The following is a 24,593-nucleotide window of genomic DNA, read 5'->3' on the forward strand; positions in this document are numbered from 1 at the left end:
GGGACGGGGTCGGTGCATTCGGTGCTGCTCAGCGTCTCGGGTGTCCGCAGCCCGGTCGTTCCACGGCGGTGACGCCAGGTGCACGGCGGGCCACTGCCGTGCTGCCCGCACCCCCCTCGAAACCGGGAACGAGCGTGCCCAGCCCAGTGCCTTGACCGCCCATGCCTTCCCCCACTTCGTCCGCTGTGTTGCTTGTCACGGATTCGTCTACCCGCCGCTTTCGCAAACACCCCCCCGGCTTGCGCACCACTGTGCGGAAGCGATGCTTCAGAGTGATCGCCGTGCCTTATGGTCGCTTCGGCGGCGTTAGCCTTTTATCGTCCGGCGGTGCGGCGAATGCAGAACCGCCGGCCGGGCCAGGGGACCCGCTGCGCTCTCGTGCCGGGTCCCTGTCCCGTGTGGCGGCACGGTCGTTTCCTAGAGTGAGGTTGGCGGATGGCTGAGCGGACGGTCACGGAGTCACTGAGCGGGTCGTCGGCGGTCAGGGGCGAGGGCGGGATCGGCGAATCGGAGCTGCGCCTGCTGCTGGCCGGACTGACAGCCGTGCGGGACGGGGATTTCCGTACCCGGCTGCCGGATACGGCCGACGGGTTGCTCGGGGAGATCGCCACCGTCTTCAACGGAATGGCCGATCAGCTGTCGCTGTTCACCTCCGAGGTGACGCGGGTGGCCCGTGAGGTGGGCACCGAGGGGACCCTGGGCGGCCAGGCCGACGTACCCGGAGTCGGGGGCGCCTGGCTGGACCTCACGGATTCGGTCAATTTCATGGCCGGAAATCTTACGGCCCAGGTGCGTTCCATCGCGCAGGTCGCCACTGCCGTGGCCAAGGGCGATCTCTCGCAGAAGATCACCGTCACCGCGCGGGGGGAGATCCTGGAGCTGAAGGAGACCATCAATACGATGGTCGACCAGCTTTCAGGGTTCGCCGGGGAGGTCACACGGGTGGCCCGCGAGGTCGGCACCGAGGGCAGGCTCGGCGGTCAGGCGGACGTCAAGGGCGTCTCCGGTACGTGGAAGGACCTGACGGAATCGGTCAACGTCATGGCCGACAACCTGACCGCGCAGGTGCGTTCGATCGCAGAGGTCACCACCGCCGTGGCCCAGGGCGATCTGACGCAGAAGATCCGGGTGGACGCGCGGGGGGAGATCCTGGAGCTGAAGGAGACCATCAACACGATGGTCGACCAGCTCTCCGCGTTCGCCGACGAGGTCACACGGGTGGCCCGCGAGGTGGGGACCGAGGGCAACCTGGGCGGACAGGCCACCGTACGGGGGGTCTCCGGCACGTGGAAGGACCTCACCGACAACGTCAACGTCATGGCCTCCAACCTGACCGGGCAGGTGCGGTCCATCGCCCAGGTGGCCACCGCCGTCGCCCGCGGGGACCTCTCGCAGAAGATCGTGGTGGAGGCGAAGGGCGAGGTCGCCGCGCTGGCCGGCGTCATCAACACGATGGTCGACACGCTGTCCGCGTTCGCCGACGAGGTGACGCGGGTGGCCCGTGAGGTCGGCACCGAAGGCCGGCTCGGCGGCCAGGCACAGGTGCCCAATGTCGCGGGCACCTGGAAGGACCTCACCGACAACGTCAACTCCATGGCGAACAACCTCACGGGCCAGGTCCGCAACATCGCCCTCGTCACGACGGCCGTCGCCAACGGCGACCTGTCGAAGAAGATCGACGTGGACGCCCGCGGGGAGATCCTGGAGCTGAAGACCACGATCAACACGATGGTCGACCAGCTCTCCGCCTTCGCCGCCGAGGTCACCCGGGTCGCCCGCGAGGTCGGCAGCGAGGGCCGGCTCGGCGGTCAGGCCGAGGTCGAGGGCGTCTCCGGCACCTGGAAGCGCCTGACGGAGAACGTCAACGAGCTGGCCGGCAACCTGACCCGCCAGGTCCGGGCCATCGCCGAGGTCGCCAGCGCGGTCGCCGAGGGCGACCTGACCCGCTCGATCACGGTCGATGCCTCGGGCGAGGTCGCCGAACTCAAGGACAACATCAACTCCATGGTCGGTTCGCTGCGGGAGAGCACCCGGGCCAACCAGGAGCAGGACTGGCTCAAGTCGAACCTGGCCCGCATCTCGGGCCTGATGCAGGGCCACCGGGATCTCGCCGCCGTCGCCGAACTCGTCATGGACGAACTGACGCCGCTCGTCGCCGCCCAGTACGGTGCGTTCTACCTCGCCGAGGACCGCCCCGGCGGCACCGTGCTCACCCTCGTCGGTTCCTACGGCCGTCCCGCGGATGCCGAGGTGGGCACCCGGTTCACCCTCGGCGAGTCCCTCGTCGGGCAGGCGGCCCGCAGCCATCGGATCATCGCAACCGACCAGGTCCCCGGCGACTACGTCATCTCCTCCGGGCTGGGCCACACCACCCCGGGCAGCCTGATCATCCTGCCGATCGTGGTGGACGACCAGGTCCTGGGGGTGATCGAACTCGCCTCCTTCAGCGCCTTCACCCCCGTACACCGGGACTTCCTCACCCAGTTGATGGAGACCATCGGCGCCAACGTCAACACGATCGTCGCCAACGCCCGCACCGACGAGCTCCTCGGCGAGTCCCAGCGGCTGACCGGCGAACTCCAGGCGCGTTCGGAGGAACTCCAGGTCCAGCAGGAGGAACTCCAGCGCTCCAACGCGGAGCTGGAGGAGAAGGCTGCCCTCCTGGCCAGCCAGAACAGCGACATCGAAGCCAAGAACCTGGAGATCGAGCAGGCCCGGCAGGAACTGGAGACCCGTGCGCAACAGCTGTCACTGGCTTCCACCTACAAGTCCGAGTTCCTGGCCAACATGAGCCATGAGCTGCGCACCCCGCTCAACAGCCTTCTCATCCTGGCCCAGTTGCTCGCGCAGAACCCGTCTCGCAACCTCACCCCCAAGCAGGTCGAGTACGCGGGCATCATCCACTCGGCCGGCTCGGACCTGCTCCAGCTGATCAACGACATCCTCGACCTGTCGAAGGTCGAGGCCGGAAAGATGGACATCAATCCCGAGCGGGTGGACCTGCCCCAGCTGCTCGAGTACGTCGATGCCACCTTCCGGCCGATGACCACGCAGAAGAGCCTCGGCTTCACCGTCACCACCGCCCCCGACGCCCCCGACGACTTGCTCACCGACGACGCGCGGCTGCGTCAGATCCTGCGCAACCTGCTGTCCAATGCCGTCAAATTCACCGAGCGCGGCGGCGTCGAGCTGCGCATCGAACCGGCGACGGCCCCCGAGATCCCCGCCGGGCTGTCCCGGCGCGGGCCCATGCTCGCCTTCCGAGTACGGGACACGGGCATCGGCATCCCCGAGCAGCAGTTGGAGTCCGTCTTCGGGGCCTTCCAGCAGGCCGACGGAACCACCAGCCGCAAGTACGGCGGGACCGGCCTCGGCCTTTCCATCAGCCGCGAGATCGCCCAGCTCCTCGGCGGGGCCGTGGTTGCGGAAAGCACACCCGGCCAGGGCAGTACCTTCACCCTCTACCTGCCGGTCAGCCGCTCGGACTACGAGGGCGCCCCCGCCACGGACGCTCCCGTGCCGTTCCCGCCCGGCGGCACGTCCGGGGCGGCCGGTCCGGGCCGTCCGGACGCGCCCGCGCTCCCGGCGCAGCGACGGCCCCGCCGCCTGCTGGTGATCGAGGAACGGCCGAACGGCCTGCTCTCCCTCGTCGCCGAGAGCGCCGCCCGGGACTTCGCCCCCCGCCATGAGGTGACGGGGGAGCGCGGCGGGATCCAGGTGGTCAACGCAACGAGCTCGCGCGAGGCCGCCGCAGCCCTGGCATCCGATCCCTTCCACTGCGTCGTCCTGGAACTGGACATGCCCGACGGCGAAGCGCTGGACTTCCTCGACGCGCTCGACGGGGACCCGGCCCTCTCCTCGCTCCCCGTCCTCGCCCACAACAACCCACGGGTCAGAACAGGCCAGGAGGAGGCCCTGCGGGAGCGGTCCGCATCACGCCACGTGGAACTGCTGTCGAGTCTGGACGAGTTGCGGGAACGCATCGCGCTCCACCTGTCCGCCGAGCAGCCGGGGGACGTGCTGCCCCCCGGACACGGCGTCGCGGAGCGGCAGCAGGCCGTCCACGTGCTCGACGGCGACCTGGCCGGACGCACGGTCCTGGTCGTCGACGACGACGCACGCAACCTCTTCGCCCTCAGCGGGATCCTGGAATTGCACGGCATGCACGTGCTCCACGCCGAGGACGGCCGCAAGGGCATCGACGCCCTCACCCACCACACGGGTGTCGACCTCATCCTGATGGACGTGATGATGCCCGAACTCGACGGCTACGCCGCCACCGCCGAGATCCGGCGGATGCCGGCGTACAAGGGCCTGCCCATCATCGCGGTCACCGCCAAGGCGATGCCCGGGGACCGGGAGAAGAGCCTCGCCGCGGGAGCCAGCGACTACGTGACCAAGCCGGTGGATGCCGACGACCTCATCGCCCGCGTCCGGCACTGGCTCACCCGATGACCGGGGACACGCAGCGGCACGATGATGCGCGCCCGCAGCGGGCGCCGGTCGGTGACCAGCCCGCCCGCGCCATCCCGCACCAGGCCCCGACGCCGTTGGGGCGGCTCGTCGCCACGGTCGAACGGCTGCGCCGGGAGGTGCTGGAGGCGCAGGCGGCCGCCGACGGCCGAGCCTTGGTCGAACTGGCCAAGGGCATCCTGATCGGGCAACTGCACTGCACCCCGGCAGCGGCGGCACGCCAGCTCGACGTGCTGTGCCGCGACAGCGGGATGTCCCCCCTCGAACTCGCCGCCGACATCGTCAACCAGGCGTCCCGTGACCACGTCAGCGAGATCGCCGCCGAGTTCGTCGAGCGCGCCGGTGCGGTCGGCGACCCGACCGAGCAGCACTCCGCGGTGTCGGTCCGGCTGCGCACCGCCGAGAGCGGCGTGCTGGCCGCCGCTGCCGACACCCAGGCGGTGGCCGAATCCCTCCTGACCAACGCCCTGGGCCCGCTGGGAGCGGTTGCCGTCGCCGTGTGGACCGCGGTGCCCGACGGCTCGCTTGCCCTCGCCGGCCACGCCGGGTTCCGCCCCGGGGAGGCCGCCCGCTGGCGCCACGTACCCCCAGGGGTCTCCACCGTCGCCCGCCTGGCCCTGCGGGAGCGCCGACTGGTCACGCTCGCCAGCCTCAAACGCGAAGGGCTGCCCTCGATCGGCCACCTCCAGTGGTCCGACGGCGGACGGATGGCCGTCCCCACGGGGACGGGCGGACGGATCCACGGCGTCCTCGAAATCTGCTGGCCGCAGCCCCTGGCGCCCCAGCCGCCGCAGATCGAGCGCCAAGTCGAGGCACTCGCCGAGCTGTGTGCCCGCACCATGGACGCCTCGCCCCCGCGCGACCTCTCGACCACCGAGACGGTGCTCCCGGACGTCGCGGAGCTGATCGACCTCGCCGAGGGTCTCCAGGACCCCGCCGTGGTGCTCACCCCGGTCCTCGATCCCGATGGCCGACTCAGCGACTTCCGGATCCGGCACGCCGGCAGCCGGTTCGTCGACCCGGTCGGGCGGCCGCGCGGTGACGTCAACGGTGCGCTGCTGCTGGAGGCCTATCCGACGGCCGCCGGCGAGAGCGGGCTGTTCGACATCATCGAGCGCGTGCACGCGACGGGCGAGCCCTTCAGGGCTGAACGCATGAGCCTGACCGCGCTCGTCGACCAGATCCCGCTCACCTCGGTCGCGGACATCAGCGTCAGCCGTCACGGCGCCGCCGTCCTGCTCATCTGGCGGATCGAGGACGAGACGGCCCGGCTGGCCAACCTCCTCCAGCACGCCCAGCGGCTGGGCCGGATCGGCGGTTTCGAGGAGAACCTCGCCACCGGCGAGACCACGTGGAACGCGCAGCTCTACGCGCTTCACGGGCTCCCTGCCACCGCGCCCCCGGTAAGGCTGCAGGAACTGCCCGGCTACACCCATCCGGACGACTCCGCCGCCCTCGGCCGCTTCCTGCGGGCGGTGCTCCGCCACCGCCGTCCCGCCTCGGTCGATCTCCGCCTCCAGCGGCCCGACGGAATCACCCGCCACATCCGGGTCGTTGCCGAGCCCGTCCTCGACGCCCACCGGCGCCTGTACGCCGTGCGCGGCGCCTACCAGGACATCTCCGCCCAGCACTGGACCGAGGTCGCGCTGGCCGCGACCAGGGACCAGCTCGCCCACACCGAGGCCGAGTCCGCCGAACGCAACCGGCTGGCCCTCCAGCTCCAGCACGCCATCATGCCCCCCACCCCGCCGGCCGTCGAAGCCCCGGGCCTGAGGGTCGCCGTCCGCTACCGGCCGGCGGAGACCGAGTCACTCGTCGGTGGTGACTGGTACGACACGGTGGTGCTGCCGTCCGGTCTGATCATGCTGTCCGTGGGCGACGTCGCCGGGCACGGCATCGAGGCGGCCACCGGCATGGTCGTGCTGCGCAATGCCCTGCGCGGCCTCGCCGTGACGGGTGCGGGCCCCGCCCAGCTGCTGTCCTGGCTGAACACGGTCACCCATCACCTGGCCAAGCACGTGACGGCCACCGCCGTCTGCGGCCTCTTCGACCCTCGTACCCGGGTGATGCGGTGGGCGCGCGCCGGGCATCTGCCGCCCGTACTCGTCCGCGGGGGCGAGGCCGACGCCTTCCCCCTGATCGAGGGCCTGCTCCTAGGAGCCCTGCCCGATGTCACGTACGTGGAGCGGGAGGTGCAGCTCGAACCGGACGACACCCTGCTGATGTTCACGGACGGGCTGGTGGAACGGCGGGACTCCTCGGTGCAGGACTCGCTCCGTCATCTCGTGAACGCGGCGGGCGCCGGAGCCGGGGGTCTGGACGGCCAGCTGGACCGCCTCCTCGCCGAGAGCCGGTCCGATACGGACGACGACACGTGTCTGATCGGCATCCAGGTCGGCTGATACCCCACCGCGGCACGGCCCTCGTCCTCACGTCCACTGGCGGCGTCCACGGCGGATACGACGATAGGCAGCGGTACCAGCGTCAGGAACAACGCGGGATGCGGGAGCGAGGTGAACGATCCGGTGTTTCCGGGCCGGCGCTCAGATGAGGGAGCCGCCGGTCGTGATGCGCGCGCAGTGGGTGACCACGGCGGCGAGGCTTCCCTGCGTGCGCAAGAGCTCGCGCTGGATGCGCGCCCCGTTGCCCCGTTCCAGCAGACCGGCGATCCCTGCCTGAACCCGTTCGTCGTCTCCGTGCTCACGCAGGGCTTCCCGGACATGGGCGTGCAGGAGCCGCACGGCTTCCGCCGCCGGTGTCTCCTTCATGGTTTCGGGATGGAGAAGGGGTCCGTCCAGACCTGACCGGCCGGCCCGCCATGCCGCCAACCTGAGCAGGTTCGTGCCGATGCGGGCGGGCGGCTCGCCGTCGCGCCAGGCCCGGGCAGCGGTCTCGACGAGGGCGCGGACCAGGGCGGCGAGGAGCACGGGCGTAGATGCTTCGAGGCATACGTCCGCCACCCTGACCTCCACGGTGGGGTAGGAGGCCGAAAGCCGGGCGTCGAAGTAGATCATTCCCTCGTCCTGCAGCACACCGGTGTCGAGCATGGCGCGGACCTGCTCGTGGTAGCGGTCGGCGGACCCGAAGACGTCCACGGGGCCGGCCGAGGGCAGGCGGTTCCACACCCGGCTGCGGTAACTCGCGTACTTGCTGTCCTCTCCCTGCCAGAAAGGGGAGTTCGCGCTCATCGCGGTCAGCACGGGAAGCCACGGACGGATCCTGTCCAGCACCGCGACGCCTTCCTCGTCCGACTCGACCGATACGTGGACGTGGCAGCCGCAGGTCAGCTGTTCCTGCGCGGTCAGGCCGAGCTGCCGGCCCAGCCACTCGTACCGCGTGCCCGCATTCAACGAGGGCCGGGCGGGCAGGGGCGAGGTGGCCATGGCCGCCACGAGCGCACCGGCGGATGCGGCGTGCCGGCGGGCCTCGTCGCGGCAGCGGCTGATCTCACTCTGGAGCTCACCCATTTCCGTCACCGGCTTGGTGGCGAACTCCACCTGCTCCTTTTGCAGTTCTTTCTCGAAGGAGTGCCCCGGCGCGCCACCACCCTGTGGTTGCTGCCCGGCTGACCGGTCCGCGGCGGCCAGAACCGCCCCGGACACGGCCAGGGGCTCACCACTACGGGCGTCCACCAGCAACAGCTCTTCTTCCACACCCACGCTTCGCATACCGCCGCCCATCGTTCCCACGCTCAGGTGTCCCCGCGCCTGCCCACGACGCCGCGCAGGGGGTGCGGAACGCGTGAGGCCCGACGGGGGTTGGCCTCCCCGGCGAGGCCCTGGGACCGGTTGCCTGCTCACTCACGTGCCGAAGGCGCGCCGACTCGCCTCACACACGCCGTGACGCCAGGCATCATCTCGTGCAAGACAGTGGCGAACGGGCCGTCGTTCGTGCGCCGTGGCCCCGCGCCGCGTGGGTCCGGGACCACGACGACACCGTTGGCGGGTCAGCCCTTGAAGATGTCCTTCATCTTCTCCTTGGCCTGGCGAGCATCGCCCTTGGCCTTCTCGGCGCCCCCTTCAGCGGTGAGGCTTTCGTTGCCCACCGCACGGCCGGCCGTCTCCTTGAGCTTGCCCTTGGCCTGCTCCGCCTTGGCCCGGCTCTTCTGGTTCTTCGACACAGCTGATCACTCCTGAAGGATGTGGACAAACCGTACGCCTTGCTTCTGACCGCGATTCCGGCTGCCAAACAAGCTGGACGTCGAGGCGTGGGGAGACGGACGGTGAGTCGTCGTTCGGACACGTACGAGCCCGCGACGACTCCTGTGGGCCACAGGCGGATACCCGTACGTGCCGCCCGAACGCCGCCACAGCCCGGTGCCCGGCGTTGGGCCGGGCGCTGCCGAGCGTGCGCCGGCCCAGGTGAGTGTGCGCCCAGTAGGTGCGCCGGGCTGCTGCCGCGGGGGTCCGTTGCCCGGGGGCGGCGGTAGGAGCGCCGTCGTCGGGGGTTGCCCGGGCGGGCCCGGGTTCCCGGCCGGGGAGGGGACCGGGCACCCGGGGCGTCCGGGTTCCGTACGGATCCGGGCGGCAGCCCGTCGTGCGGGCGGGCCGGCCGCTGACACCGGGGAGGGTCGCCGCGCGGCTGAGGCCCGCTCCGGAAGATCCCCACCCCGCAGGTGGCGGCTTCCGGTATCCACGCGTGTATCCCGGCCGCCTTCCCCCAAACACTCTCACGGCAGGAGTTCTGAGGAGACGTCACGAGCCACGGAACCCTCGAGACGCGCGATCGGAGCCACGGCATCGGTGTTCGGCAGGCAGGGGTGAACCCCGGAGGCCGTACTGGCCGGCCCGCGGCACTCTGGTCGTATGACGGACCAGACGGAGATCGTTGTTCACCCCGTGTCGCCGCAAGGCGGGCGCAAGGTCACCGTGCACGCGCTCGGCGTTGACGCGGACCTCGGCCGGGCCTTCACGCCCGCAGACGTGTCGGAGTTCCTGCGCCGGGTCGGCCTGGAGGATGTGGACCTGTCCGAGGACGGGCCGATCCGGTGGGAGGGAGGCGGCCCCGAGGTGTGGACCGGTGGCATCTGACGCCTTCGGGCACCCGGTCACGAGCGGAGCTGCAGGGCCGCGCTGCAGGATCGAGATCATCCCAATGGCGGCGGCCGAGGTGGAAGCCAACCGCGCAGGTCCGGTGTCGGGAGTCGCCGGGCATCAGTGGCTGTGTTGCCCGGGGCGCCGACGGGCTCGGCAGCGGGAACCTCCGCTTCGTCACCCGCATGACGTACTCGGGGCCCGCTCCCCGAGCGCCTGCCGTAATCCGGATGGATGATCGACGCAGGACGCAGTCGGTACCCGGCGGCCGCTGTGGGCGCCGTGAAGGGGTGACATCGCCGTGTCGGACAGGGCAGGCAGCCGGGGCGCTGACGGCCCGGCAGGGGATGGCACGGCAAAGCCTCCGGCCCGGCGGCGGAGGCGCCGGCTGCTGCGCTGGATCGGGCTCGGCATGGCGTTGCTGTTGCTGGTCGGGGCCGGGGTGGGCTGGTGGACCTACCGCACGCTCGACAGCAACATCACAGCCGACGTTCCCGCGGCCTCCGAGCTGGGGCGGCACGAGGCGGAGCGCCCGGCACCGGTCGTGCGCAGGGCGCTGAACGTGCTGATCATCGGATCGGACTCGCGCGCGGGCCAGGGCAACGGCAGGTACGGACGGCGCCGGGGTACGGGGCGTTCGGACACCGCGATCCTGCTGCACGTGGCGGCGGACCGGAAGAGCGCGACGGCCGTCTCACTCCCCAGGGACCTGATGGTCGAGATCCCCTCCTGCCTGACGGCTGACGGGAGCCGCACCGAGGAACGGTTCGCGCAGTTCAACTGGGCCTTCCAGTTCGGCGGCGCGGCCTGCTCGATCCGTACGGTCGAGAAGATGACCGGGATCCGGATCGACCACCACGTGGTGGTGGACTTCCAGGGCTTCAAGAAGGTGGTCGACGCGGTCGGCGGGGTGGAGGTTTGCCTCGATGAGCCGGTGAACGATGCCAGGGCGAAACTTCGGCTGCGGGCCGGACGCCAGACCCTCAGCGGTGAGCAGGCGCTGGGTTATGTGAGGGCCCGCTACAGCCTGGGCAACGGCAGCGATACCGAACGGATGACCCGCCAGCAGCAGTTCCTCGCCTCACTGGTGAAGAAGGTGCAGAGCAACAGAGTGCTGTTCAACCCCGCCCGCCTGTACGCGGTACTGAATGCGGCCACGTCCGCAGTGACGACCGACCCACAGCTCGCTTCCCTGCGCAGTCTGTACGAACTGGTCTTCAGCATGCGGGACATCCCGGTGGCCCGGGTCCAGTTTCTGACCGTGCCCCGGGAGCCCTACCACGCCAACGCGAACCGGGACGAACTGATCGCCGTGGATGCTGCCCGGCTCTTCCAGCGGCTGCGCGTGGACCAGCCGGTGGAAGTGGTCCACGCTGAGCCGGACCGCGCGCGGCCGTCCGCAAAGCCGACCGGGTCTCCCACACCGGCTCCCGCTTTCACGGGCACCACGGCGGCCGCGGCGACCTGCGGGTAGACGCCAGGCGGCCGCACCTGGGGTGGGCCGATTGCCGTACGGGGTGTTGCAGCCGCCGCCCTTGCTCCGCACGGCTCAATCGATCGCTCGGCGAAGCGCCTTTCGGGAAGAAGAGCACCATGGACAGCAATCGCGAGATGGACCCGGAGCACCAGGTGCCCGACGGCGTCGACGACAAGACACTGCGCGCCCTGGGCGCGCTCTCCAAGGCGCTAGAGACCACGGAGCGGGCCCGCGGACACCTCTACGGATTCCACCAGCTGACCGGGACCGCGGACTTCGAGCTCGGTGACGCCGTCCGGCTCCTGCGCGAGGCGGGCCACGAGGAGCAGGCCGCACGGGTCGAGCGCGACATCGTGGGCCGCAACGTCATCCCGGACCACTGGACGTTCCAGATCATCGAGGCCTACAACTCCACCTACCACCAGCCCTTCGCCGCGATGGAACGCGACATCGTCGACGAGCTGGCCGGCGGGCGCGAACACCTCCTGGAGGCCCGCCTCAAGACGATCCGCCGCACCCGCCACCATCCGGACCACACCGCGACGCCGCCCGCCTCCTGAAACGAAGGCCGGCAGGGCGCGCCCGTGTTGCTAGGTGTGCTCTGACGGCCTGTCGATGGGCCACCTGTCCGCGCCGCGCCGGTGACGGCAGCATCTCAGTCTCGGCCGTTCAGGGCGTGGTGGACCAGGCGGTGTCCGAGCATGACGCACAGGGTATGGCCGGCGTCTTCGAACGGCAGGGCGCGGTGGGGGGCCGGTCGCCATGAGCTCCGATCTTCGGCCTCGGGAATCCGGCCCCGCCCAGCGGAGGGAGCGGGTTCGGGTTCGGCGCGGGTCAGAGGGCTGCGGGGAACCGGTCCCAGGCCCGGTGCTCGCCCAGCGCCGTCGTGAGGGCTGCCAGGACCCCGGTTGCGGTGTCGGCGACGGCGATGCCGGGTTCGGCTGCCGTGATGCCGGCGGTTTCGAGGAGTCGCTCCGCGCCGTTCCAACCGCCGATGGCTTTGCCGTGCCGGTACGCCTCGGTGAGGAGCAGCAGTACGCGCGGGTCGGGAGCCTCGGGGGGCTGGGCCGTGCCGGCCTTGGCGTCGCGGGCACCGTACGCGTCCGCGCCTGCCCGGGGCACTCCGGCCAGCAGGATGGCGTCGAATTCGACGGATCGGGCGGTGGCGAAGGTTCGCTGAATGGTGATCGGGGGGCCGTCGCCGTCGAGGGTGCCGCCGGTCGGGGCGATGACGAGGGGCACCATGCCGGCGTCCAGGACGGCCTGCCGCGCGGTCCTCACGCCGTCCAGGTCGGCTGAGGCGTCGGCGACGATGCCGATCACGCGGCCGTCGGTCGGCCAGGTCCCGCCCATCTGGGAGAGGGCGGGGCTGGAGTCGGCCGAGTCGAGCGGCACGGTGCCGGCGGGGGCTGGCAGTCCGAGGCCCGCGGCGACCTGTTCGCACAGCTGCGGATCGATGTTCGCCAGCACCTTCAGGGTGCGTTCTTTGATCGCCTGCTCGTAGCACTTGTTCAGTTCGAAGGTGTAGGCGGCGATGATGTGCTCGCGCTCGGGCGGGGTCATGCTCAGCCAGAAGAGGCGCGGCTGGGTGAAGTGGTCCGAGAACGAGGCCGGTGCCTCACGCACCTTGCTCGCCGCGGGGACCTTCACGGGCGTCTCGATGAAGGCGGCCGTATCGGCTCCGGCGAGGAAGGGGCAGCCGCCGTCGAGGCTGTTGGGCCGGTAGGGGGCGACGCCCGTGTGGACGGCGCTCTGGTGCATCCCGTCGCGGAGCATGTCGTTGACGGGGGCGTGCGGCCGGTTGATCGGGATCTGGCCGAAGTTCGGGCCGCCGAGTCGGCTGATCTGCGTGTCGAGGTAGGAGAAGAGGCGGCCGGCGAGCAGCGGGTCGTCGGTGACGTCGATGCCGGGGACCAGGTGGCCGGGGTGGAAGGCGACCTGCTCGGTCTCGGCGAAATAGTTCTTGGTGTTGGCGTTCAGGGTCATCAGCCCGATGGGCTGAACGGGTGAGAGCTCCTCCGGCACGATCTTGGTGGGGTCGAGGAGGTCGATGCCTTCGAAGGTCTGCTCCGGGGTGTCGGGGAAGACCTGGATGCCGAGTTCCCACTGCGGGAAGGCGCCGGCCTCGATGGCGTCGAAGAGGTCGCGGCGGTGGAAGTCGGGGTCCATGCCGCTGATCATCTGTGCTTCCTCCCAGACCAGGGAGTGCACGCCGAGCTTCGGCTTCCAGTGGAACTTCACGAGCACGCTCTCGTCGGCCGCGTTGACCAGCCGGAAGGTGTGTACTCCGAAGCCCTCCATCATCCGGAACGATCTGGGGATGCCCCGGTCGGACATGTTCCACAGGGTGTGGTGGGTGGCTTCGGTGTGCAGGGACACGAAGTCCCAGAACGTGTCGTGCGCGCTCTGCGCCTGCGGGATCTCGCGGTCCGGGTGCGGCTTTCCGGCGTGGATGACGTCGGGGAACTTGACGGCGTCCTGGATGAAGAACACGGGGATGTTGTTGCCTACCAGGTCGAACGTACCTTCGTCGGTGTAGAACTTCGTCGCGAAGCCGCGTGTGTCGCGCACGGTGTCTGCCGAGCCGCGTGAGCCGAGGACGGTGGAGAACCGGACGAACACGGGCGTCTCCACGTCCTTGGCGAGAAACGCGGCCTTCGACACCTCGCCGGCGGTTCCGTAGCCCTGGAAGACGCCGTGGGCGGCGGCACCACGCGCGTGGACGACCCGCTCCGGGATCCGCTCGTGGTCGAAATGCGTGATCTTCTCGCGCAGGTGGTGGTCCTGCAGCAGCACCGGGCCGCGTGCTCCGGCCTTCAAGGAGTGATCGGTGTCGGGCAGACGCGTGCCTTGGGCCGTGGTCAGGTAGGCACCGCTCTGCGCCATGCGTGCCTGGTCCGCCCCCGTCGCCTGCCCGGTTGGACCCGCCGTTTCGGGACCGTCCTGGTCGGGCTTCGGGGGAAGGGGTTGCGCGGGCTCCGTCGGCTCGAGCAGAGGCGGTGACGTCGGCCCGGGCTTGCCGGGCAGCTCGTTCTTGGCGGTGTCGGGTGAGGACTGCTGCTTCGTCATGATCGTTCTCCTTGTCTCCGGTCCGGGACGCGCTGTGCGGAGGGACGGAGCCGTGGCTCAGCTCGCCGGGTACGGAGCGGCCTTGAGGCGGCGGGCGAGGTGGGCGGTGTTCGCTGCGAGGGTGGCGGTCGTGCCGGCCGTCTTCTCGGGGGTCTTGTCGAGGTCCTGGTAGTCGGTGCCCTGCATGGCCTCGCCGACCCAGTAGGTGACGGCGTTCGGAGCGAGGGAGAACCCGACGTCGTTCAGGCCCTGGAAGAGGTCGGCGCTGACCTTGTGCGCGCCGTCCTCATTGCCCACGACACAGACTGCGGCGACCTTGCCGTAGGTGAGCATGCGGCCCTCGTCGTCGGTCTCGGAGATCTCCGCGTCCAGCCGCTCCAGGACCCGCTGGGCGATGCTGGACGGGTGCCCGAGCCAGATCGGCGTCGAGAGGATCAGGATGTCGCAGCCCAGGATCGTGTCCCGGATCTCCGGCCAGGCGTCGCCATCGCCCATGGCGGTCTTCACACCGGGCTTCACATCGTGGTCGGCGATCCGGATGGTCTTACCGGTGACGCCGTGCTCGGCGAGGGCGGCCATGGTCTGCTCGGCCAGCAATTGGGAGCTCGACGGAGTGGGGGAGGGGGACAGGGTGCAGACGAGCGCGACAGCGCGAAGAGGGGTGTGATTGTTGGGGTCCATGGTGTCCGGCTACCCGCACACCTCGCTTTGATGTCGCACGCTATGCGATTCATCCCCTTTGGGTCAGTCCGCGAAGATGCGGAAGCCGCGGCAGTGTGCCCCTGCATCCTGGTGGTGGACCGATGCGCATGGGATCGGGGTTCTGAAGCATGCGCGGCGTATGGAATGCGTGGTGTACGAGGAGCGGTCGGGCCGGTCGGAGACGGTCGAGTGCGGCCTTGACGACGAGGCCTGCCGACTGGTGCTGAAGCGGTTGCGCGGGCTGGGCGACGGCGAGTTCGGCTGGGTCCGTCTGGTCGACCCGGCCGAGGACGAGCTCGTGCAGTTGGCCGAGGAGCTGGGTCTGCACCCCCTGGCCGTCGAGGATGCGGTTCAGGCGCGCCAGCTGCCGAAGCGAGAGCGCATCGGCGACGTGCTGGCAGTTGCGCTGAAGACCCTCTGGTACGTCGAGGAGGAAGCGGCGGTGGAGACCGGCGAGTTGATGCTTTTCGTCGGCCCCCGCTACGTGCTCACCGTCCGGCACGGCGAGGTGGATCCGGCAGCCGACGCAGCCCGCAGGCTGGAAGCAGACGCGTCCACGCTGCGCTTCGGCCCCCTGTCGGTTCTGCACGCCGTTCTGGACGTCGTCGTCGATGCCTACGGCGAAGCCGCCGAGACCGTGCGTGCCGCGCTCGACCGGTTGGAGGACCGCGTCTTCTCGTCCTCCCGCGTCGACCACACCGAGGACATCTACTCCCTGAAACGAGAGGTACGCGAGTTCCGGGACGCCGTACAGCCGCTGGTCCCCGTCCTGACCGGCCTTCTGAGCGGCCTGGCCGAGGAAGGGCGTCCGTCGAAGGTCCTGCCCTACTTCCGCGACGTGTCGGATCACCTCCACCGCACCGACACGGAGGTGCGGACGCTCGACGAACTGCTCAATTCGGTTCTCGCTGCCCAGCAAGCCAGGGTGGGCACCTGGCAGAACGACGACATGCGGCGCATTTCCGCCTGGGCCGCGATCTTCGCGATCCCCACCATGGTGGCCGGCGTCTACGGAATGAACTTCGAGCACATGCCGGAGCTCGGCTGGAGCTACGGCTACCCGCTCGCCGTCGCCCTCATGGCGTTGGCGTCAGGCCTCCTCTTCCGCTCGTTCCGCCGCAACGGCTGGCTCTAGGAATCGGGTCCGGGAGCCGCGCCCGCGGACGGGAGGTCGAGGAGCGGGCCCGGACCAGCCCTCGCAGCTGCCCGCACGCTCCTGGAGGGCGGTCCTGCGCGGCACGGCCAAAGGGTTCCAGAACGAGGAGCTCGCCGACCGCGCTGCGGCCCTGCCCTAGGATCCCCTCCTCGGTCTCGTCGTGGCGATGTGGACCGCCTCCGGGTACGCGGCCGCGTTCATCCGTGCCGCGAACGCCGTCTACTACATGCCCGAGGGGCACCCGGTGTGGACTCGTCACGATCATGATCGCGCTCCTGTACCGGGCGGCGCCGTACGCCGAGGGCCGCGGATTCGAGCGACCAGGAGCGCCACCGCATGGAGGAGTGAGGGGCCGCACGGACCGCTGGGCCGGCCACGAGTTGCAGCATCACGGCTTTGCCCGTTGCGCGACAGTGACCACCGGCAGAGAAGGCGCATCGGGGGATGCCACCGGTAAGCGCCGGGCCCGGCATGGGTGCTCGGCCGTTTACCGGGTAGGCGCGCCACGACAACGGCGTGCGCATCGCAACAGGGGAGACTCCTCATGAGCACGATGGAGCGGCAGACCCACAGCACCGATGAATCCGTGAGCGTGCTGGTTTCTCGCGCTTCCCGGCAGATTTCGGAGCTGGTCCGCGAGGAGATGCAGCTGGCTCGAGCAGAGATGACGCAGAAGGGGAAGCGCTTCGAAAAGGGCGGCGGCCTTGTGGGCGCGGCTGGACTGATCGGAATCCTGGCAGCTCAGGCCCTGGTGGCAGCCTGCATCGCAGCCCTCGCACTGATACTCCCGGTGTGGGCATCGGCCCTGATCGTCGCGGCGGTGCTGGCAGCGGTTGCCGCAGTGACAGCCGTGGCGGGGAAGAAGCAGATCACTGAGGCCGGAGCCCCCGTTCCGGGGAAGGCCATCGACAGCGTCAAGGCCGACCTGGCCGAGATCAAGGAGAAGGTGCAGCGATGACCGACGAACCCCGAACCGACATCGGCACACCCACCCCCGACGAGCTGCGCGAGCAGATCGAGCGCACCCGTGACGAACTCGGGCAGACCGTCGAGGCGCTGGCGGGCAAGGCCGACGTCAGGGCCCAGGTGAAGGAGAAGGCGGCCGGTGTCAGAGAGCAGGCCGCCGAGAAGACCGCGCTGGTCGCCGACCAGATCCGCGGGAAGACCCAGCATGCCGCGCAAGTGGTGAAGGACACGACACCCGAGCCGGTTCTCGACAAGGCCGGCCACGTCGCGAGGACGGCACGCGCCAACCGTACGCCACTGCTCGTGGCCGGCACCGCTCTGGTCGTCGTCTATCTGCTGGTGCGGCGCAGCCGGGCACGACGATGAAGGCGTCCGAGATGGCCCACAAGCCGGTCGGGCCGGCCTTGGGCGCCGTCAGCGGCTTGATCGCGGAGGCGGTGTTCCAGCAGGCCGGGAAGGTCGTCGCTGGGCCCTGAGCGCCTGGCAGACCACCTGGTGAAGACCGGCGCCCTGCTGGACCGCCGGATGATCTACTGGTACCCGCGTCCCTCCGAGCACGTCCGACACTGCCCGGCCCTTGCTGCGCCCGGGCCGGCAGCCGCGGCAGACCTCGAGTTCGAGCAGCAGCTTTTCCACCGGGTGGGGCGCTCCGGGCCGGGGCGGCCCGTCAGCGCGCCGGGTACGTCTACATGGGGTCCATGGTCCCGCTGCCCCTGCCGTTCTCACGCTCTGTCTTCTCCCGGATGCGCAGGGCCTCGTCCATGAGCCGCTGCCGCTCTGCCGGATCGGTGGCGTGCTGCGCCGCCTGCTCCAGCTCCTGAGCCCTGTCGCGCCTCTGCTGGGCTCGCTTGCTCGGCTGGCTGTCGCCGCTCATGATCGCTCCTCTTCGGGTCGGGGTGCGGGTCCCCCCAGGCAAACAGCGGCAGGGCCGACGCGCCACCGGAGCCTTCGGGCCGGCCCTTCTGCCGAATCCGCCGGAAGGCCGTGCCCCGACCCGAGAAGCGCGCTGGCCCCCGGAGCCGACGCGACCACTTGGGCGAACAGTGGGAGGGCGGCAGGACCGGCCGGTAGCGGAGCCGGATGTGGACGAGACCCGCGAGCAGGACAACCCGAGCGCCCACCGTTCCTTTCACCCGGACAGGTACGCACCCGCCAAGGGGCCCGAACCGACGGTTTCCAAGGAAGAGGCGGGCAACCCCCACGGCGACGCTTCCGCCTCGAAAGGGTGGCCCCCCAGGACCCGCCAGGCACGCGCAGCCGGGCCGACCGAATCCCTCGCGGGCGACCGGGACGCGGCCCCAGCCCGTCTGCTCGTGCGGTGGGAGCTACCTGCAATGGCACCGACCGGATCCGGGTCCTGGGCACCCCATGGACCGGACTCGCGCAGGGGGAGCCAGCGCGCCGACGCGTTGGTCGGCAAAGGGCCTCTTAGGCTGGCCGGATGCGTCACCACGATCTTGTCGTCATCGGTGCGGGCTCCGGCAACGCCGTCGTCGACGACTCGTGCGCCGACCTGGACGTGGCCATCGTCGAGGAGCGCTGGTTCGGCGGAACCTGCCTGAACGCCGGATGCATCCCGAGCAAGATGCTCGCCTACACCGCACATGTCGCCCGGACCGTCCGGGAAGCCGGGGCGTACGACGTGGACGCCGAGTTGCGAGCGGTGCGGTGGCGCGGGGTGCGCGACCGGATCTTCGCGCGGCTGGACGCCGAACGGGACGAAGGCCGTACGGACCGTGAGCAGCAGGATTCGGTCACCGTGTACGAGGGCAGGGCACGGTTCACCGGCCCCAGGACGCTTCGGATCGACGGGGTGGACGGGGCCTTCGACGTCAGCGCCGGGCAGATCGTCGTCGCGGCGGGCGGGCGGCCCGTGGTCCCCGGGCCCGTTGCGGAGGCCGGCCTGCCGTACGAGACGTCCGACACCGTCATGCGCATCGACGCGCCGCCCCGGCGCTTGGTGGTCCTCGGCGGCGGTTACATCGCCGCGGAGCTGGCCGATGTGTTTGCCGAGACGGGGAGCTCCGTCACCATCGTGGAGAAGGAGGAGCAGCTGCTCGGCCCGCAGGACGAGACGGTCCGGGAGCGGTTCACCGAACTGGTCCGCTCCCGTTACGACCTCAGGCTCGGCCGGGAGGTCACGGCGGTCGGTGGCCGGCCGGGCGCGCTGCGGCTGACCCTGGACGACGGATCGACGGTCGAGGCGGACGTGCTGCTCGTCGCGGTGGGCCGTGTCCCGAACAGCGACGGGCTGGACCTCGAGGCGGCCGGCATCGCCACCCACGACGACGGCCGTGTGATCGTCGACCGACATCAGCGCACCACGGCTGAAGGCGTCTTCGCGCTCGGGGACATCTGCTCGCCGGTGCCCCTCAAGCACGTGGCCAACCGCGAGGCGGAGGTCGTCGCCCACAACCTCCGCCACCCGGACGACCTGATCGCGGCCGACCACGAACTGGTGCCGGCGGCCGTCTTCACCAGGCCCCAGATCGCGTCGGTCGGCGCCACCGAGCAGGACTGCCGCGACAGAGGGCTGGACTACCTGGTGGGCATGGCCAGTTACGGTGATTGCGCCTACGGCTGGGCGATGGAGGACACCGCCGGATTCTGCAAAGTGCTCGCAGACCCCGGCACCGGGCGCCTTCTCGGCGCCCACCTGATGGGCCCTGAGGCCCCCACCCTCATCCAGCCCCTCGTCCTGGCGGCGATCCTGGGCATCGACGCCCTCACCCTCGCCAAGTCCCCGTACTGGATCCATCCCGCGCTCACCGAGGTCGTGGAGAACGCCCTCCTCGACCTCGGCCTGTGAGCCCTCCCGCCGAGGGCGGCGAGCGGTCGACCGAGCCCGGCCCTGCCCGCCCGGCCCGGCGTGGATCGAGGGTCAGAGGCCGGGGGCCATGTCGTACGTGACCCACATGGTCCGGGTGGCCACCTGGTCGTACCTCGACCGCGCGCGGTGGTTGTCGTCCGCGGTGATCCAGCGGACCACGCTCCAGCCGTGCGCGGCCGCGAGCTCGCGCAGAGCGCCCAGCAGCCGGTCGCCGGCGCCGGAGCCGCGGTGTTCGGGCGCCACGAACAGGTCGTCGAGGAAGCAGCCGACCGTCGCGGAGAGCGGTCGGGAGAACGGGCGGTAGTGTGCCAGGCCGACGAGCCGGCCGGCGGCGTTCTCGGCGACCAGGCCGCTGACCTCGTGGCCGGGCTCGAGCAGCCAGGACCACACGGTGGCGGCCGCTTCCTCGGTCTGCTCCACCTCGTAGAAATCGGCGTAGCCGCGGTAGAGGGCGCGCCACTGGGCGAAGTCCTCGGCCCGTACGGCGCGCACGATGATGTCGGACATGTGACGGGGCTCCCGTGATCGAAGGAATGGGGTGGGAGCAGCGTGGACGCTCCTCCTCCGCTCCAATGAATCGATCATGCTCGAACCGGGCGGGGGGCGGCAGGTGCCGGGGCGGAGCAAAGCGGACTGCCGGAGCGCCATGGTGGACGGGTGGCCCGGTGGCCCGGGGCTGCTAGAGCTGTGACCCGGAGGCACCGAGGGCGGGCTCGTGCTTGCGCAGGGCCGGCGGCCGGGCGCGGGTGCTCGGCGCGGTCCGCGCCCCGGCGATGACCACGTCCAGCAGGGCCAGCAGGGCGTCGCGGGCGTCCGTACGGGAGCGGGCGTCGAGCAGCAGGACGGGCGTGGCCGGGTCGCGCAGGTGCAGTGCGGCGGCGATCTCCTCGGCGGTGTACGGCTGCTCGCCGTGGAAGCAGTTCGCGCCGACGACGAACGGCAGTCCCCGGCTCTCGAAGAAGTCGATGGCGGGAAAGCCGCGGTCCAGGCGCCGCGTGTCGACGAGTACGAGTGCCCCGAGGGCCCCGTTCAGCAGGTCGTCCCACATGAACCAGAACCGCTCCTGGCCGGGTGTGCCGAACAGGTAGAGGACGACTCCGGCGTCCGCGAGGGTGATCCGGCCGAAGTCCATCGCGACGGTGGTCAGTGTCTTGGACTCGATGCCGTCGAGGTCGTCGACACCGACTCCCGCACTCGTGAGGCGCTCCTCCGTACGCAGCGGCTCGATCTCGGAGACCGCCTCGACCAGGGTCGTCTTGCCGACTCCGAATCCACCGGCAATGAGGATCTTGACGGGGGACGCTTCCTGGACGGGAGCATCGGAGGTGTCATATCCGGGCAAGGTTGTCCCTGATTTTCATGAGCAGGTGGACATTGGTGGTCTCGGCCCCCTCCAGAGGCGGCCGATGGCTGATGAGCCCGCGGTCCGCGAGTTCGCCGAGGAGAAGCGTCATGGGGGTGAGGCGCATGTGCATCCGCGCGGCGATCTCGGCGACCGCCAGTCCGCCCGACGGCGCGCACATGGCCAGGATGGCGCGCCATTCGGTGGGCAGGCCGCTGAGGGCGTCGTCCTCGGTGACCGCCGCCACGATCGTGGTGTCCATCGTGAGGGCGGTCTGGGGAGCCGCGGCTGTACGTCCGTCGGTCAACGCGTACAGCCGGGTCCGGCGGAGGCTCCGGCGACGCTGCGGCTCGTCCGGCATTACGACGTCGACGCCGGTGTCGATGTCGGCAGCGGCGTGCGCTCGGGGGTTCCCAGCCACTCGCCGAGCGCCTGGGCCGTTCGTACTGCCTCGCCTCCCAGCTCCCCGAGCCGTGCCTTGCGGGACGTCACCACGATGAGGGTGCTGCCCTCACCGCACCCGACGATGCAGAGGTACCGGTCGTTCATCTCCACCAGCTGGCGGATGACCCCGCCGCCGCCCACCTCCCTCGATATCGCCTTCATGGTGGCGGCGATACCGGAGGACGCGGCCGCGATGCGCTCCGCCTGGTCCCGCTCGAGCAGGTAGGCGCTGAGCTTGATCCCGTCGTTGGACAGGAGTACGGCTCCCTGGATGCCGGCGATCCTGCTCAGGTTGTTGTCCAGGACGCTGTAGATCATGTCGTTGGCTGTCGTCGTCATGGCTGATCCTGTCTGAGCTCTGCTGCCACTTTCTGGGTTCCTTCTTCGTAGTCCGCCCAGGCGTCGGCCACCTCTTCGGGTGTCGACGCGTCCCGGCCTGCGTCCGGCTCCGGGGCGCGCGGCCCGCGGAGCTGCCGGGTGAGGTGGGTCTGCGGGACGCGCTCGGGCAGGGCAGGGCGCGCGCCGTCGGCGGATCCGGAGCGAGCGGGCAGCGCCGGCTCGGTTCGCAGCCGTACGGGCATGGGGGCGGGGTCCGGCCGGACCTCGGGGGCGGGTGCCCGTACGGGGGTGAGTACGGTGGCCGGCTCCGGAGTCCGGTCGGATACCGTTTCGGGCTCCGCCGCAGGCACCGGATCGCGCTCGCCCTTCCCTTCGGGCGGCACGAGCAGGTCGCCCGGCAGGATCACCACGGCCGCCGTCCCCCCGTACACCGAGCGCCGCAGCGTGACCCGGGCCTGGAGCTGGTCGGCCAAGTGGCCCACCACGAAGAGGCCCAGCCGGTGCGCGTTCTCCGCGAGGACGGAGTACGGCGGCGCCGTGTGCAGTCGCCGGTTCATCTCCTCGTACCCGGCAGCGGCCACGCGCGGTCCGCGGTCCTCGATCTCGATCGACAGCCCGTCCGCAGCCAGTTCGGCGCGCACGACCACCTTCGAGCGCGGGGGAGAGAACCGGGTCGCGTTGTCCAGCAGCTCGGCCAGCAGGTGGCTGATCTGACTGATCACGTGCGGCTGCACGCTCGCCTCGTCCAGCGCATGGCGTTCGATCCGCCGGAAGTCCTCGACCTCCGCGGCGGCCTCTCGCAGCAGGTCGGCGAGGCGCATGGGGTCGGTGTGCGGGTCCGGGATCTCGCCACCGGCGAGGATGAGGAGGTTCTCGATCTGGCGTCGCATTCCCACCGTCAACTGGTCGGACCGCATCAACTGGGCCAGGAGCGCCTCGTCGTGGCCGAAGGCGTCCTGGATGTCCTCGGTCAGGCTCAGCTGGCGGCTGACGAGGTTTCCGGTGCGTGAGGCGATGCCCGAGGCGAACAGGCCGAACCCGTGCCGCTCGGCCGCGAGCTGCCGGTGCCCGTCGACGGACACGGCGACGACGCGGGCGAAGGCGTCGCTGATCCGCCCGACCTCGTCCTGGTGCCCGGCCACGGCCGGCAACGCCTCCGCGTCTACGGCCTGCCCGCGCTGGAGCCGGGCCACCACCTGGGGCAATGTCTCCTCTGCGATGGCGACCGTACGGGTGTGCAGGCGGTTCAGCCTGCGCAGCACCGACCGCGTGGTGAGGACGACGACCCCTGTGACCAGCAGGAGGGTGCCGCCGCTGCCCCCGACCAGCCAGTACACATCGGTCTCCAGCTCGGAGGCCTTCGCATCGGCGTGCGCGAGCACGCTCCGCGACCGGTCCGCGTTGAGGGCGGCCAACTGCGGCGCGAACGCGTCGTGCGCGGCACGCCAGCTGCCGACGTCGGCCGGCAGCTTCACTCCGGACGCGGTGTCCTGGTGGTTGCTGACGACCGCATTCTCGATGCGGATCTTGGTGCGCCAGGCATCCGAGGCGGTGAGCTTGTCGTACGAAGCCTGCTCGGCGGGCGACAGGTACGGCACGATCCAGGTGTCGTACAGGTACCGGTGGGTGCCGAGGGCATCGAGCCACTCGGAGAAACCGGTGGCTGCCAGTTCCTTGGACGGCCCGGCCAGCGCGAGGAGAGTGTCCTCGCGCGCGACCATCTCTCCCGCGGAGAACAGGGCCACGGCGGGCCTGCTCTCCTGGGCGAGTTCCGCGTCCTCCGCGTGGCCGAATTCATGCTGGTATGCGCGGATGATGTCGTCGATGACGCCGGTGTAGTAGTCGACCACCTGTTCGGCGCTGCCGCTGTGGGCGTCCGCGCGCTTGCGGAACGCGGCCAGCTGCTCGAGCCGGGCGCCCACCTCGTCGAGGTGGCCGTCGCTGTGCCCGAAAGGCTGCGCAGCGCCGCTGCCGCTGCCGGAGACCTGCCTGACCTCCGCCGCCGCGCGGTCCGTTGCCGCCCGCTTCTCGCGGAGGTCGTCGTCGGCGACGGAGGTCCCCGCCCACCGTGCCGCCGTCATCGCACGCTCCGCCTGCAGCTGGGTCATGAGCCCGACCAGCGGTACGCCGATCCGCTCGCCGGCTTCCACATCCGCGCGCAGGTGCTCGGACTGGGCCAGCAACCGCTGGGCGGTCACGGTCACCTGGGCGGCCATCGCCACGGTCGGGACGACGGCCAGGCAGACCAGCATCGTACGGAGGCGCATGGTGCGGCGGCGCCGAACGGTCGGCGGCGGGCTTGGTGGACCTTCGGGTTCCATCGGAGACATCGGTCCTCGGGAGCGGCAGAACGGGGATGGGCCACGGACGGTTGAGCACAGTCCTCGAGCGGGCAGGGGGGAACTGCCGACGCGGCCCCGTGGGGTGAGGGTGTCGATCATATCCAGCCAGTCCGAATAAACGGAGAGCTTACTTACATGCTTGTGCGTGGTAAGGGTGCCGCTGCGTCACCGGCGCCGAGATGTCACCGGTCCGAAGCGGTGGTCGTGCCGCTGCCCGCAGCAGTCGGTATCGCCCCTGACGGCCGTGATCATGCTGGTCCCTGGTCCCTGATCCCTGCTCCCCGGGGGTGTTGCGGCCGGAGCGCCAACGGTGCGGCTCTTAGAACTGCTATCGGAATGACTTCAGGCGTCGCCAGCAGATGAGTGAGCAAGCGAGGCTGAGGAAGGCTTCGTGGATGTCGTCGCGGACTTCCCAGCGGA

The 24,593-nt window shown here is 70.5% G+C and carries 19 protein-coding genes and 2 pseudogenes; 10 read left to right on the plus strand and 11 right to left on the minus strand.

The features are described 5' to 3' along the window. The first annotated feature begins 435 nt into the window (after nucleotides 1–435). Together IF09_RS0136345 and IF09_RS0136350 are read left to right on the plus strand one after the other, a co-directional pair. The gene (locus IF09_RS0136345; protein WP_030303329.1) at nucleotides 436–4,455 is read left to right on the plus strand and encodes a HAMP domain-containing protein; all 4,020 of its coding nucleotides are present in this window, start codon (nucleotides 436–438) and stop codon (nucleotides 4,453–4,455) included. Beyond that, the gene (locus IF09_RS0136350; protein ID WP_030303330.1) at nucleotides 4,452–6,875 is read left to right on the plus strand and encodes a SpoIIE family protein phosphatase; all 2,424 of its coding nucleotides are present in this window, start codon (nucleotides 4,452–4,454) and stop codon (nucleotides 6,873–6,875) included. The genes IF09_RS0136345 and IF09_RS0136350 overlap by 4 nt, the downstream gene beginning before the upstream one ends. Before the next feature lie 141 nt (nucleotides 6,876–7,016). On the opposite strand, the gene IF09_RS0136355 is transcribed toward IF09_RS0136350, so the two are convergent. The 3 genes and pseudogenes from IF09_RS0136355 to IF09_RS47680 form a co-directional block, all read right to left on the minus strand. Beyond that, entirely contained in the window at nucleotides 7,017–8,141 is a 1,125-nt protein-coding gene (locus IF09_RS0136355) for a glutamate--cysteine ligase (RefSeq protein WP_030303332.1), read from the minus strand. Between the two features lie 278 nt (nucleotides 8,142–8,419). Further along, on the minus strand, nucleotides 8,420–8,593 hold the full coding sequence (locus IF09_RS44030; protein ID WP_078613683.1) for a CsbD family protein: 174 nt from the start codon (nucleotides 8,591–8,593) through the stop codon (nucleotides 8,420–8,422). Nucleotides 8,594–8,762: 169 nt separating this feature from the next. Next, a pseudogene (locus IF09_RS47680) lies at nucleotides 8,763–8,879 on the minus strand (NAD-dependent protein deacetylase 1); the annotation flags it as partial. A gap of 399 nt (nucleotides 8,880–9,278) precedes the next feature. Here IF09_RS47680 and IF09_RS0136365 point away from each other — a divergent pair. The 3 genes from IF09_RS0136365 (at nucleotide 9,279) to IF09_RS0136375 (ending at nucleotide 11,543) form a co-directional block, all read left to right on the plus strand. Next, nucleotides 9,279–9,503 (plus strand): hypothetical protein, encoded by a 225-nt coding sequence (locus tag IF09_RS0136365; protein WP_030303334.1) that lies wholly within the window; start codon nucleotides 9,279–9,281, stop codon nucleotides 9,501–9,503. 415 nt (nucleotides 9,504–9,918) lie between these two features. Next, the gene (locus tag IF09_RS0136370) at nucleotides 9,919–10,980 is read left to right on the plus strand and encodes an LCP family protein (protein ID WP_078613685.1); all 1,062 of its coding nucleotides are present in this window, start codon (nucleotides 9,919–9,921) and stop codon (nucleotides 10,978–10,980) included. Between the two features lie 119 nt (nucleotides 10,981–11,099). After that, on the plus strand, nucleotides 11,100–11,543 hold the full coding sequence (locus tag IF09_RS0136375) for a hypothetical protein (protein ID WP_030303342.1): 444 nt from the start codon (nucleotides 11,100–11,102) through the stop codon (nucleotides 11,541–11,543). Between the two features lie 274 nt (nucleotides 11,544–11,817). Here IF09_RS0136375 and IF09_RS0136380 read toward each other — a convergent pair whose 3' ends face one another. Next, entirely contained in the window at nucleotides 11,818–14,052 is a 2,235-nt protein-coding gene (locus IF09_RS0136380; RefSeq protein ID WP_030303344.1) for a catalase, read from the minus strand. A gap of 57 nt (nucleotides 14,053–14,109) precedes the next feature. Continuing rightward, the gene (locus tag IF09_RS0136385) at nucleotides 14,110–14,733 is read right to left on the minus strand and encodes a flavodoxin family protein (RefSeq protein ID WP_030303346.1); all 624 of its coding nucleotides are present in this window, start codon (nucleotides 14,731–14,733) and stop codon (nucleotides 14,110–14,112) included. 160 nt (nucleotides 14,734–14,893) lie between these two features. Between IF09_RS0136385 and IF09_RS0136390 the strand changes: the two genes are divergently transcribed. The 4 genes and pseudogenes from IF09_RS0136390 to IF09_RS0136400 all read left to right on the plus strand — a co-directional run bounded on the left by IF09_RS0136390 (nucleotide 14,894) and on the right by IF09_RS0136400 (nucleotide 17,242). Further along, the gene (locus tag IF09_RS0136390) at nucleotides 14,894–15,889 is read left to right on the plus strand and encodes a magnesium and cobalt transport protein CorA (protein WP_030303349.1); all 996 of its coding nucleotides are present in this window, start codon (nucleotides 14,894–14,896) and stop codon (nucleotides 15,887–15,889) included. A 43-nt stretch (nucleotides 15,890–15,932) separates the two neighbouring features. After that, a pseudogene (locus IF09_RS47685) lies at nucleotides 15,933–16,160 on the plus strand (hypothetical protein); the annotation flags it as partial. A gap of 294 nt (nucleotides 16,161–16,454) precedes the next feature. Then, nucleotides 16,455–16,868 carry a phage holin family protein gene (locus tag IF09_RS0136395; protein WP_030303351.1) on the plus strand — a complete coding sequence of 138 codons (414 nt, stop codon included), beginning with the start codon at nucleotides 16,455–16,457 and terminating at the stop codon, nucleotides 16,866–16,868. Continuing rightward, nucleotides 16,865–17,242: a DUF3618 domain-containing protein gene (locus IF09_RS0136400; RefSeq protein ID WP_030303353.1), complete on the plus strand. Its 378-nt coding sequence runs from the start codon at nucleotides 16,865–16,867 to the stop codon at nucleotides 17,240–17,242. Before IF09_RS0136395 ends, IF09_RS0136400 begins: the two co-directional genes overlap by 4 nt. A gap of 319 nt (nucleotides 17,243–17,561) precedes the next feature. On the opposite strand, the gene IF09_RS0136410 is transcribed toward IF09_RS0136400, so the two are convergent. After that, on the minus strand, nucleotides 17,562–17,750 hold the full coding sequence (locus IF09_RS0136410; protein WP_030303354.1) for a DUF6381 family protein: 189 nt from the start codon (nucleotides 17,748–17,750) through the stop codon (nucleotides 17,562–17,564). A 567-nt stretch (nucleotides 17,751–18,317) separates the two neighbouring features. On the opposite strand from IF09_RS0136410, the gene IF09_RS0136415 reads away from it, so the two are divergent. Continuing rightward, complete coding sequence (locus tag IF09_RS0136415) at nucleotides 18,318–19,685, plus strand: mycothione reductase (RefSeq protein WP_030303356.1); 1,368 nt, start codon at nucleotides 18,318–18,320, stop codon at nucleotides 19,683–19,685. Nucleotides 19,686–19,757: 72 nt separating this feature from the next. Here IF09_RS0136415 and IF09_RS0136420 read toward each other — a convergent pair whose 3' ends face one another. From IF09_RS0136420 to IF09_RS0136440, 5 genes are all read right to left on the minus strand, one after another. Beyond that, complete coding sequence (locus IF09_RS0136420) at nucleotides 19,758–20,213, minus strand: GNAT family N-acetyltransferase (RefSeq protein WP_030303358.1); 456 nt, start codon at nucleotides 20,211–20,213, stop codon at nucleotides 19,758–19,760. A 172-nt stretch (nucleotides 20,214–20,385) separates the two neighbouring features. Beyond that, nucleotides 20,386–21,048: a GTP-binding protein gene (locus IF09_RS0136425; protein ID WP_051833523.1), complete on the minus strand. Its 663-nt coding sequence runs from the start codon at nucleotides 21,046–21,048 to the stop codon at nucleotides 20,386–20,388. Next, nucleotides 21,035–21,409, minus strand: a complete 375-nt coding sequence (locus IF09_RS0136430; protein WP_030303362.1) for a DUF742 domain-containing protein — start codon at nucleotides 21,407–21,409, stop codon at nucleotides 21,035–21,037. Before IF09_RS0136430 ends, IF09_RS0136425 begins: the two co-directional genes overlap by 14 nt. Then, the gene (locus tag IF09_RS0136435; RefSeq protein ID WP_030303364.1) at nucleotides 21,409–21,831 is read right to left on the minus strand and encodes a roadblock/LC7 domain-containing protein; all 423 of its coding nucleotides are present in this window, start codon (nucleotides 21,829–21,831) and stop codon (nucleotides 21,409–21,411) included. Before IF09_RS0136435 ends, IF09_RS0136430 begins: the two co-directional genes overlap by 1 nt. After that, nucleotides 21,828–24,098: a nitrate- and nitrite sensing domain-containing protein gene (locus tag IF09_RS0136440; protein ID WP_234321287.1), complete on the minus strand. Its 2,271-nt coding sequence runs from the start codon at nucleotides 24,096–24,098 to the stop codon at nucleotides 21,828–21,830. The genes IF09_RS0136435 and IF09_RS0136440 overlap by 4 nt, the downstream gene beginning before the upstream one ends. Nucleotides 24,099–24,593: the final 495 nt, after the last annotated feature.

This window comes from Streptomyces katrae (assembly GCF_000717655.1).
Classification (GTDB): Bacteria; Actinomycetota; Actinomycetes; order Streptomycetales; family Streptomycetaceae; genus Streptomyces; species Streptomyces katrae_B.